2 protein-coding genes (1 of these 2 running past the window's edge) are annotated in these 12,454 nt (G+C 65.2%); both read right to left on the bottom strand.

Going from position 1 to position 12,454, the window contains the following annotated elements; all coding sequences use genetic code 11:
• A protein-coding gene (locus DK870_RS26490) for an amino acid adenylation domain-containing protein (RefSeq protein ID WP_372241723.1) crosses the window boundary here: on the bottom strand, nucleotides 1–2,798 show its start. The gene continues 7,033 nt to the left of window position 1, outside the view; the window shows 2,798 of its 9,831 coding nt (coding positions 1–2,798); its start codon is at nucleotides 2,796–2,798; its stop codon lies beyond the left edge, outside the window.
• Nucleotides 2,795–12,454 carry a non-ribosomal peptide synthetase gene (locus DK870_RS26485; protein WP_161550162.1) on the bottom strand — a complete coding sequence of 3,220 codons (9,660 nt, stop codon included), beginning with the start codon at nucleotides 12,452–12,454 and terminating at the stop codon, nucleotides 2,795–2,797. The genes DK870_RS26490 and DK870_RS26485 overlap by 4 nt, the downstream gene beginning before the upstream one ends.

Genomic DNA, 12,454 nt, shown 5'->3' with positions numbered 1-12,454 from the left:
ACCAGGTCTCCCGTGCGGTACATGCGCGCTTGCGGGTCGCGGCTGAACGGGTCCTGAAGGAAGCGTTCGGCGCTCATCTCAGGGCGGTTCAGATAACCCCGGGCTACCCCGGCACCGGCCACATACAGCTCGCCGGCCACTCCTTGCGGCAACAGTTGCCGTTGCGCATCGAGCACGTACACCTGCGCGTTGGCCACCGGTTTGCCGATGTGCAGGGGCTTGCCCGCTTCGATCAAGCCGGAGGTGGCGACGACCGTAGCTTCAGTCGGGCCGTAGTTGTTGACCAGCTTGAAGCGCCGAGGCGTATGGAACTGACGCAAACGGTCACCGCCAATCAGCAAGGTCTTGAGCGTCGGGTGTTCCAGGTGCTGGCTGAAGGCGTACTCGGCCACCGGCGTCGGCAGGAAGCTCACATCCAGCGGCTGGGCGACCCACCATTGCAGCAGCGCGTCGATGTCTTCATGGGCTTGCTGCGCAGGCGGCAGGTGCAGGGTCGCCCCCGCGCACAAGGCCGGCCAGACTTCCCAGGCCATGGCATCAAAACCGAAACCAGCCACGCTGGACGTCTGGCTGCCGGCGTGCAGGTCGAAGGCATCGCAATGCCAGTTCACCAGGTTCTCCAGGGTCTGGTGTTCGACCATCACCCCTTTGGGCTGGCCGGTGGAACCGGAGGTGTAGATCACATAGGCCAGGTGCGCCGGGGTCAGGCCGGCCACGTGCGGGTTGTCGGCCGGCGTGGTGTGCCAGGCAGCCGAATTCAGATCGATGACCGCAACCGGCAGCCCGGCAACCAGGCCGGCGGTCGCCGCCTGCACCAGAACGGCCACGGGCGCGCTGTCTTGCAACAGGTAGGCAATACGCTCCTGGGGGTGCGCCGGGTCGACCGGCACGTAGGCCGCGCCAGCCTTGAGGATCGCCACCAGGCCCACCAGGGTTTCGACGCTGCGTCGAGCGCAGATCGCAACGCGATCGTCAGGGCCCACGCCCCGTTCGATCAAATGGTGGGCCAGTTGGTTGGCCTGCTCGTTGAGCTGTTGATAGCTCAGTTGCTGCGCGCCCTGGCGCACGGCCACCGCCTGGGGCAACGCCCGTACACGCGCCTCGAACCTGGCGTGAATGGTCTGGCCACGCGGGTAATCCCTGGCCGTGTGATTAAAACCGACCAACTGAAGGCGCCGCTCTTCGGCGGGCACGATCGGCAAAGCCTGCATCGGCGTGGCGTGGCCCTGCTCCAGCGCCTCGACCAGGCTGTGCAGCGCGGTGAGCAGATAACCGAGGATGCGCGCCAACGGCATGCTGGCGACGCCTTGCAGTGTCAGGTTGAAATCTTCACCGACATCATCCACCGACAGCACCAGCGGATAGTTGCTGCGCCCCTCGCCGCCCAGCAGCTCGATACCGTCCCATTGCGGCCCGCTCGATGCCGACGCGTGGCTCTGGCGATAGTTGATCAAGGCACTGAACAACGGCGTAGGCGCGGCCACGCCGCTGCAACGCTGAGCCAGCGCCAGCGGCGCATGCTCATGCCCCAACAGACGCGTCAGGCGCACATGGGCGGCCTTGGCCGCGGCCTGTACGTCCAGTGCGCCCACATCCAGACGCAGCGGCAAGGTATTGATAAACAGCCCCAGCCCGCGCTCACTGCCCTCGGCACCGCCCATGCGCCCCATCAGCACGGTGCCGAACACGACATCGTCACGCCCGGAAATACGCCCCAGCACCTGGGCCCAGGCCAAATGATGCAGGCTGGCGACGCTGACCACCTGCTGCCGGGCCTGGGCGCGCAGGCGTCGACTCAACTCGGCGTCGAGTCGATGGACCTGTTCGCCGACCTGCTCGTCGCCCTGCACATCCTGATGACCGAAAGGCAGGGTCGGCTCATCCAGATCGCCAAGCATGTCGCGAAAGAACCCTTCATGCTCCTGCTCGGTCGTACCCAGGCGTGCCTGGGCCACATAGTTGCGGTATGGCACCGCCGCGCCGAGCTGTTCGGCATTGCCGTACAGACAGGCATGGATCTCCTGATACACCACCTGCATGGCCACATGGTCAATGGCGATGTGATGGAACAGCAACATCGCCACCCACCGCTGGTTGGCCGGGTCTTCGGCGAACACCACACGCAACAGCGGCGCCTGGCCCAGAGGCATATGCATCGAGCGGGTGTCGAAGCGTCGGTACAACTGCTCGATGATCGGTCCGTCTGCCGGGTCGAGCAGCACCTCGTCGATCATCAGTTGCGACTCGCGCCAGACCACTTGCACCGGCTCATCCAGCCCCTCCCAGACAATGCTGGTGCGCAGGATGTCGTGACGGTTGACCACCTGCTGCAGGGCCTGGGCAAAAGCCTCCAGGCGCGGCCGCGTGGTGATCGCGAACTGTGAGCGCATCAGGTAGAGGTCGCCTTGGCGCGCCGTGACGTGGTGGTAGAAAATCCCCTGCTGAAGCGCCGCCAGCGGGTAAATGTCCTGCACATTTGCGGTGCCGCCGGGCACCGTGGCGACGATACGGTCAATCGCCGGCTGGCTCAGGTTGACTAGCGGCAGCAGCGCCGGGGTGATCCGGGTGCAGTCGGGGCGGATGGCATTGGCCGGAACCTCGAGTTGCCCAGCGCGCTGCGCCGAGTAATCGCCGGCCTTGATCAAGGCGATCAGCGCGGCTTTATGCTCGCGCAGCGATGCCAGCACGCCCGGCTCGCTCAAGGCCAGCTTGTTGCCCTGCAACACGAGTTGATCGCCCTTGACGGACAGCTGCACATCCTTTTGCTTCAGTGTCGCCAACAGTTCGATAACACTCACAGGACCATCTCCATTCTTTCCGTAATTGCCGCGTACTCCCACAGCGTGGAGTGTTCGAACAGCGCCTTGACGTTGGCCTCGATGCCTTCCTGGCGTAAGCGCCCGATCAAGCTGACCGCCAGTAACGAATGCCCACCCAGCTCCAGGAAGTTGTCGTGGCGACCCACGCGCTCGACCTTCAACAACTCCGTCCAGAGCCGCGCCATGGCGGTTTCAATTTCGCCCTGAGGGGCTTCGTAGGCATGGGTGCGCAGCGCTCCCACGTCTGGCGCCGGCAGGGCCTTGCGATCAAGCTTGCCGTTGGGGCTCAGCGGCAGCGCGTCAAGGTGCACGAAGAGTTGCGGCACCATGTAGTCCGGCAATTGCTCCAACAGGTGCGCACGCAGCGCCTCGGTGGCGGCCGGCACGCCGGTGTAATAGGCCACCAGGCGTTTGTCGCCCGGCACGTCCTCACGGGCCAGCACCGTGGCTTCCTGGAGATGCGGGAACTCGCCGAGGCGTGCCTGGATTTCCCCCAGCTCAATGCGCACGCCACGGATTTTCACTTGGTCATCGTTGCGGCCCAGGTACTCGATGTTGCCATCGGGCAAATACCGTGCAACGTCACCGGTACGGTAGATTCGCCCAGCACTGTAAGGGTCCTTGAGGAAACGCTCGGCGTTCAACTCGGGACGGTTCAGGTAGCCTCGGGCAACCTGCACACCACCGATGAACAGCTCGCCACTGACGCCCAGCGGCACCGGCTGCAAGTGCGCGTCGAGCACGTACATGCGCACGTTGCCAATCGGCTTGCCGATCGGGGTGTTGTCCGGGGTAACGGCGCCGTTGCAATCCCACGCCGTGACCTCTACCGCCGCTTCGGTGGGGCCATAGTGGTTGAACAAGGCACTGTCCGGCAGTTGCGCCTTGAAACGGCGCACCAGGCTGCCCGGCAAGGCCTCGCCGCTGCACATCACCCGTACCAGCCCGGCCGCCTGGCTGACATCGCCATGGGCCAGGAACACATCGAGCATCGAGGGCACAAAATGCACCGTGGTGATCCGTTCGGCCTGGATCACCTCACACAGGTAGGCCGGGTCTTTGTGCCCACCGGGGCGAGCCATGACCAGGCGCGCACCGGTGAACAGCGGCCAGAAGAATTCCCACACCGACACGTCGAAGCTGAACGGGGTTTTCTGCAGGAGCGCATCCGAGCCGTCCAGGCGATAGGTGTCCTGCATGCACAGCAGGCGGTTGACCACCGGGCTGTGTTCGTTGATCACGCCCTTGGGCTTGCCGGTAGAACCTGAGGTGTAGATCACGTAGGCCTGATGCTGCGGGGACAATTGGGCAATCAGCGGGTCGTTTGCCGGTTGGTGCTGCCAAGTGACGTGCTCCAGGTCGACCACCGGCACGCCGACGTCACCGAGCAAGGCGCGGGTAGAGCCTTGTACCAGGACCACCGACGGCGCGCTGTCTTCCAGCATGTAGGCCAGGCGGTCCAGCGGATACGCCGGGTCCAGCGGCACGTATCCGCCGCCGGCCTTGAGGATCGCCAGCAACCCGATGACCATCTCGACGCTGCGCTCAACACAGATGCCGACCCGCGACTCCAGCCCTACGCCCTGTTCGAGCAGATGATGGGCGAGACGATTGGCATGTTGGTTCAGCTCGCGATAGCTCAGGCGCCGGCCGTCCGCCTGCAGCGCAATCGCGTCCGGCGTGCGCTGCACCTGGGCTTCGAACAAGCCGTGAATCGTCTGTTGTACCGCGTGGTCCCGGGCGGTGTCGTTGAAGCGCTCCAGCAGAGTCTCACGCTCGGTTGCCGGGATTACCGAGAGGTGCCGCACGGCAGTGTGCGGCGCCGTCTCCAGCGCCTCCACCAATTGCTGCAAAGCAGTCTGCATGTAGGCTGCTACGCGCTGGGCATCCACGCCGCTGGTCTGTACGCCGAGCAGGAAGCCTTCGCCTTGGTCATCCACCGACAGCATGCACGGGTAGTTGGTGCGTTCACGAACTTCCAGCACCTGCGCGCCGGACCAATACTGCGGCCCTTCGCGCTCCAGCAACGGGCTGTGTCGGTAGTTGAGAATTGAACTGAACAGCGGCGACGAAGCCGGCACGGCGCTGCAGCGCTGCGCCACCACCAACGGTGCATGTTCATGCCCCAAGAGTGCCGAGAGCCGGGCGTGTACAGCGCGCACCGCGGCGCGCACGCCTTGCTCATCGACGCTGACCCGCAGCGGCAAGGTATTGATGAACATGCCCAGCGCCCGGTCGGCGCCGTCGCCACTTTGCATGCGCCCCAGCAACACGGTGCCGAACACCACGTCATCCCGCCCGCTGACGCTGGCCAGCACCCGCGCCCAGGCCAGGTGGTGCAGGCTGGCCGCGCTGACACCCAAGTGGCGCGCCTGCGCCCGCAGGCGCCGGCACAACCCAGCGTCCAGTTGGATCTTGGCTTCTTCAGCCGCGAGCCCGTCACCCTGCACTTCCTGCAGGCCGAACGGCAGCGTCGGCTCGTCGATGTCGCCAAGCATTTCGCGGAAGAACTGTTCGTGGTCGGCCTGACTGACGCCCAACAGCGCCTGCGCCACGTAATTGCGGTACGGCATCGCCGCGTCCAACTGCGCAAAACCGCCACTGCGGTAGGCAAGGACCTCCTCGCTGATCACATCCAAGGCCGTGTGGTCCATGGCAATGTGGTGGAACAGCAACATCGCCAGCCAGCGCTGGTTGGCCTCATCGTGCACGTAGGCCAGGTGCAGCAGCGGCGCCTGGCTCAACTCCAGCCGCACCCGGCGCGGGTCGAAGTGCGCGTGCAATTGCTCCAGCATGGCGCCCCGGGCCGGATCGAAATGCAATTCTTCGAGGGGCAGCTCGGCGTGGCGCAGCACCACTTGCACCGGCTGTTGCAGGTCCTCCCAGTAGATCGTGGTACGCGTCATGTCATGCCGGTCAATCACGGCCTGCAGCGCCTGGATGAAGGTCTCGAGCTGCGCGCGACTGTTCAGGCTGAAGGTCGCCTGCAACAGGTAGGGGTCGCCCTGCTCGCTGGTGATGTGGTGGTACAAAATGCCCTGCTGCAACGGTGCCAGCGGGTAGATGTCCTGTACATTGCGCGCCCCGCCCGGCACCCGCGCGACGATACGGTCGAGGGTGTCCTGCCCGAGGTCGATCAGGCTCAGCATGTCGGCGCGGATGTGTGCGCAATCCGCCGGGATACCGTTGGCCGGCACCTGGATTTCACTGCCGCCCCCCACCGCTGCCGCGAGGGCCGCCAGTGTCGGCTGGCCGAACAGCACGCGCACGTCGGCGCTCAGGCCCTGTTGGCGCATGCGTTCGATGAGCTTGACCGCCAGCAGCGAGTGGCCACCCAGTTCGAAGAAGTTGTCTTGGCGCCCCACGCGGGTCACACCCAGCAGCTGGCTCCACAGTTCCGCCAGGGTGGTCTCGATGGCGGTGTGCGGGGCTTCATAATCACGGCTGGCGAACGCCTCGACATCCGGCACCGGCAAGGCGCGGCGGTCGAGCTTGCCGTTGGGCGACAGCGGCAGCGCGTCCAGATGCACATAGGCCGCAGGGATCATGTAGTCGGGCAGCAGCGCCTGCAGATGCTCGCGCAGCACGTCGACACCCGCAGGCTGCGCCTCGGCATGGGCGGTGAAATAGGCCACCAGGCGCTTGTCGCCGGGGCTGTCTTCGCGCACCAGCACCGCCGCATCGCGGATGCCCGGATGCTGGGCCAGGCGCGCTTCGATCTCGCCCAGTTCCACACGGAAACCGCGGATCTTGATCTGACCGTCGTTACGCCCAAGATAATCGATTTGACCGTCGGCCTGGTAGCGCCCCAAGTCACCGGTTTTATACAGGCGGCCGTGGGGCATGAAGGGGTCGGCCAGGAAGCGTTCGGCGGTCAGGTCATCGCGGTGCAAATAACCACGGGCCACGCAGGCGCCGCCAATGTAGATTTCACCGGCAACTCCCAACGGCACCGGTTGCAGGTGTTCGTCGAGCAGGTAGATCCGCGTATTGGCCACGGGCACGCCAATCGATGGCAGCACCGGCCAGGACCGCGCATCCCCCTCCAGGGTCAGGGCCGTGGTGACGTGGGATTCGGTCGGCCCATAGTGGTTGTGCAAGCGGCAGCCAGGCAGGCGCTGGAACAGCTCGCGCATCGGTTCGCTGATACGCAGTTGTTCACCGGCGGTGATCACATCCTGCAGCGCACAGGGCAAGCGCCCCAACTCGGGCGTCTCGGCCACGGCTTCGGCCAACGCCTGCAGGGCAATGCACGGCAGGTACAGGCGTTGCACGCGCTGCTCGCAGAGATGTCGGAACAGTGCGCGGAAATCCAGGCGCAAGTCACCCGGGATCAACGACAGCTCACCGCCTGCGCACAGGGTGCTGAAGACCTCCTGGAAGGCCACGTCAAAGCCCAATGCGGCAAACTGCAGGGTGCGCTGGGCCGGACGGCCATCGGCCAGGGTTTGCGCAATCTGCCACTGCATCAGGTTGACCAGCGGCCCGTGTGGCATGGCGACGCCCTTGGGCTGGCCGGTGGAGCCGGAGGTGTAGATCACGTAGGCCAGGGCCTCGGCATTCAGGCCCGCTACTTGCGGATTGTGCGCGGGCTGCGCAGCGAGGCCGTCAACCGCATCCAGCAACAAGGCCGGCACGCTGCACGGGTGGAAACGTTGCGCCAGGCGCTGCTGGGTCAGCAAGGCCCTGGGTGCGCTGTCTTGCAGCATGTACCCCAGGCGTTCGTCCGGGTACGCCGGGTCCAACGGCACATAACCTGCGCCGGCCTTGAGAATCGCCAGCAGGCCGGCGACCATTTCCAGGCTGCGCTCGGCGCAGATCGCCACGCGGTCGTTGGCGCCGATGCCGTCGGCGATCAGGCGGTGGGCAAGCCGGTTGGCCAGGGCGTTCAAATCGCCATAGCTGAGCGACTCGCCGGCATAGGTCACGGCGATTGCCTCCGGCTGGCGCTGCGCCTGTGCTTCGAACAGCGCGTGCACGGTTGCCGTGACCGGGTATTGGATATCGACGGCGTTGAAGTCGGCCAGCAGTACCTGACGTTCAGCGTCAGGCAGGATCGCGAGGCTATGCAACGCTTGATCCGGCTGGTGCTCCAGGGCGTCGGCGATGGCTTCGAGTACGCGGTGCATGTAGCCGCAGATGCGCTGCGGGTCGACGCCGGCCACGGCTTGCACGCTCAAGCCGAAGGCATCACCGAGGTCGTCCACCGACAACATCAGCGGGAAGTTGGTGCGTTCTTCGCCGCCGAGCATTTCCACCCCGCCCCAGACCAGGGCCTTGCCGGCATCTTCCGCCGATTGTGCGCCGACGGCGGCATGCCGGTAGTTGAGCAAGGCGCTGAACAGCGGTGTCGGTGCCGCCACGCCACTGCACCGTTGTGCCAGGGACAGCGGCGCATGTTCATGGCCGAGCAAGGCGGCCAGGCGCGCATGGGTGGTTTTCAGCGCACGTTCGACACCCTGGTCGCCCGCTTCAACGCGCAATGGCAAGGTATTGATGAACATACCGAAGGCACGGTCGGCGTCTTCGCCGCTGCTCAGGCGGCCCATCAACACGGTGCCGAACACCACGTCGCGGCGTGCGGCCAGATGCCCGACTACCTGGCCCCAGGCCAAGTGGTACAGGCTGGCATTGCTCACGCCCAGGCGCCGGGCCTGGGTGCGCAGGCGCTGCCCGAGCAGCTTGGCCACCGGCACGCTGGCTTGGGTCACCCCTTGGCCATCGCCCTGCACATCCTGCAAGCCGAACGGCAAGCTCGGCTCGTCGACGTCGCCCAGCATCTCGCGGAAAAACGCCTCGTGGGCGGCCTGGCTGGTGCCCAGGCGGGTCTGCGCCACATAGTTGCGATACGGCACCGACGGCGCCAACCGATCACCGCGACCTTGCATCACGGCCTCGATTTCCTGGCCCAGCAGCGCCAGCGAGGTCGCGTCATCGATCAGGTGATGGAATTGCAGGACCGCAACCCAGCCGCTACCCGGCAGGTCTTGGGCGATATGCAGGGCCATCATCGGCGCGCGGGTCAGGTCCATGCGCGTGTGACGTGGGTCAAAGCGCTCGGACAGTTGCGTGGCCACCGCTCCCTCTGCCGGATCGAACTGTACTTCCTGCACGGGCAGGCGTGCCTCGCGCCAGACCACTTGCACCGGCTCGTCGAGACCTTGCCAGGCCACCGAGGTGCGCAGGATATCGTGGCGATCGATGACCTGTTGCAGGGCCTCGACAAAGCTCTGCACCTGCTCGCGACTGGACATGCGCAACACCGCCTGCAACAGGTAGGGGTCGCCCTCGGTGCTGGCCTGGTGGTGGAACAGGATGCCTTCCTGCAACGGCACCAGCGCATAGATATCCTGTACGTTGGCGACACCGCCGGGGATGCCGGCGACCACGCGGTCGATCTGCTCCTGGGGCAAACGCGTCAGGGGCAACATGGCCGGAGTGATCCGCGTGCAATCGGCCGCAATCGCATTGGCCGGCACCTGTACCTGGTGTCGGCTGCCGGCGGCAGCGGCCAGCGCGACCAGGGTCGGCTGGCCGAACAGCACGCCCACATCAGCGTTCAGGCCGACCTGGCGCATGCGCTCGATCAGCTTGACCGCCAACAGCGAGTGGCCGCCCAGCTCAAAGAACTGATCATGCCGCCCTACCCGCTCGACGCCCAAGAGTTCGCTCCAGAGGCGCGCCAGGGTGGTTTCCAGCTCACCTTGCGGCGGCGCGTACTCGCGTCGCGCAAAGGCTTCGGTATCCGGCGCCGGCAAAGCCTTGCGGTCCAGCTTGCCGTTGGTGGTCAGCGGTAAACTCGTCAACATCACAAAGGCGCTGGGCACCATGTACTCGGCCAGGGACACGCGCAGCTGCGTGCGCAACTCGGCGGCCGACGGTTCAGCGCCGTCGGTGGCGATCACATAGGCCACCAGGCGCTGGTCTCCCGGCTCATCCTCGCGGGCGATCACCACCGCTTCGCGCACGCCTTCACAGGCGGCCAAGCGGGCCTCGATCTCACCCAGCTCGATACGGAAACCACGGATCTTCACCTGGTCGTCGTTACGCCCCAGGTAGTCGATGCTGCCGTCCGCCAGCCAACGACCCAGGTCGCCGGTACGGTACATACGTGCGCCCGCAGTGGTGTCAAACGGATCGTCAAGGAAGCGTTCGGCGTTCAATTCAGGCCGGTTCAAGTAACCACGGGCAACCCCCGCGCCACCCACGTACAACTCACCTTCCACGCCGTGCGGGACGGGCTGGCCCTGTGCATCGAGGATGTACAGGCGCAGGTCCGGTATGCGCCTGCCAATCGGGCTCGTGCCGACGCGCTCGGCGTCAGCGGCGGTCAGTGCGCGATAGGTCACATGCACGGTGGTTTCGGTGATGCCGTACATGTTCACCAGTTGCGTACCGGCGTTGCCTGGGCGTGCGTACCAGGGCTTGAGAATCCCCGGTTCCAGGGCCTCGCCGCCGAAGATCACCTGGCGCAGGGAGTGCTTGAGTTCGCTCTGGCCCTGGGCCGCAATCAACGAGCGGAAGGCACTCGGCGTCTGGTTGAGGATGGTCACCCCGGCGCTGCACAACAGCGCATAACAGGCGTCCGGCGAACGGCTGGTCAGCTGCGGCACCACCAGCAACTGCCCGCCATGCATCAGCGCGCCCCAGATTTCCCAGACCGAGAAGTCAAACGCAAACGAGTGGAACAGTGCCCACACGTCTTGCTCGTTGAAGCGGAACCAGCCCTCGGTGGCGCTGAACAGGCGCGCCACGTTGCAGTGTTCGATCATCACCCCCTTGGGCAAGCCGGTGGAGCCGGAGGTGTAGATCACGTACGCCAGGTTGGCCGAAGTCAGGCCCGGGACGTGGGGATTCTGAGTGGACTCACCCTGGCAATCGCCGCCGTCCAGTTCGAGCACCGGCACCGACACCTCGGCCACCCGGGCACGGGTCGCCTGCTGCACCAGCACCGCTACCGGCGTACTGTCTTGCAGGGTGTAGCTGATGCGTTCCTGCGGGTACGCAGGGTCAATCGGCACGTAACCGGCCCCGGCCTTGAGGATGCCGAGCAGGCCGACGATCATGTCCAGCCCGCGCTCGACGCAGATCGCCACCCGATCATCCGGGCGCACGCCCAGGCTCAGCAAGCGATGCGCCACCTGGTTGGCGCGGCGGTTCAAGTCGCCATAGCTCAAGTGTTGGCCGTCGAAAATCAGCGCTGTCGCATGGGGCCGCGCTGCCGCCTGCGCCTCAAACTGCCCATGGAGAGTGGCATGGCTGGGGTACGTGCCGACGTCGGCATTCCAATGCTGCATCAGCGCGCGGTCGGCTTCGGTGGTCAACGAAAACTCAGCCACGGCCAGATCGGCATTCTCCAGGGCCTGCTCGAGCACGTGGGTAAAGCGCTCGGCCAGGGCCTCGATATCATCGGCGTTGAAATACGCCTCGTTATAAACGTAGTGCGCCCACGCCTTGTCCTTGTGATTGCTCGCCCGCAGGTGAAACGCCAGGGGCATCTGCTCGTGGTTGTTGGTGACTTTGAGCAGGTGCCCGCCCTGCTCGGCGAACTGATAAAGGTGGTCGTCCTGTTCGTAAGACAAGGTCAGGTCGAACAGTTGGCCCCCTTCGGTCCGCAGGTTCATACCGCTCAGAGGGAAGCGTTGGTGGCGATAATCCTGCTTGAGTGCATCGCGTACCGCGCCGACCAGGGCGCTGAAGGTCAGCTCGCGACCGAGGCTGAAGCGCACGGCACTGACCTGGGTAAACAGACCCAGGGTGGTTTTGAACTTGGCCGAGCGGTTGAGCAACGGCAAGCCCACCACCCATTCATCGCGCTGGCTCACACGCGTGAAGTAGACATACATGGCCGCCAGCAACACGTGGTAGGTCGAGGCCTGGCAGGCTTGCGCCAGCTCTCCCATACGATCGTGCAACACCACCGGGAACGGCCGCACATAGTGCCGGCCAGGGGCTTTGCCCTTGGCATGCTGGTTCTGATAACGCGGGGTAAACAGCGCTTCGGGCAAGGTCTGATACTTGTGCTGCCAGTATTCGCGATCCTTTGCATAACGTGCCGACTCACGGTAACGCAGGTCGTCGTCAATGAAGTCGACATAGGAGCTGGCCTGCATGTCAGGCTGTCGCGCCTCGGCCAGGTCGCTGTAGATGCCGCCCAGCGACTGCAGCATTTCTCCGAAAGCCCAGCCGTCGAGAATGATGTGGTGGGCCTGGCTGGCGAAGTAGTAGTGCGCCTCCCCCAACTTGATCAGGAAAAAGCGAAACAGCGGCGCCTGGGTCAGCGAAAACGCGCGGGCCATATGCTCGCCCATCCATACCAACGCGGCGCTGGCAGGATCGGCGTGTTCAGAGAGGTCGAGCAGCGGAACCTCCACCGGCACAGTTGACGCGATACATTGCAGCGGCACGCCATCGGCATCGGTGGCTTCCAGCAGCGTGAGGCGCAGCGCGTCGTGCTTGGCCACCAGCAACTCGGCGGCGCGTTGCATCCGTTCGGCGTTGATCGGGCCGTTGAGTTCCAGGTAAGAGCCGATGTTGTACAGCGGCGATTCAGCCTGCGTTATCTGGTCCAGCCAGATGGCTTTCTGCGCGGCGGTCAGCGGGAATGTCTGCGGCAACTGCACGGGCGAATTCAT

This window comes from Pseudomonas sp. Q1, assembly GCF_009935975.1.
Classification (GTDB): domain Bacteria; phylum Pseudomonadota; class Gammaproteobacteria; order Pseudomonadales; family Pseudomonadaceae; genus Aquipseudomonas; species Aquipseudomonas palleroniana.
Note: the sequence above shows the minus strand (reverse complement) of the source record. Positions and strands in the feature narration are given on the sequence as shown.

Excerpts from the sequence above, each read along its gene's own strand:
- DK870_RS26485 (WP_161550162.1), bottom strand. The coding sequence starts at position 12,454 with ATGAATTCGCCCGTGCAGTTGCCGCAGACATTCCCGCTGACCGCCGCG.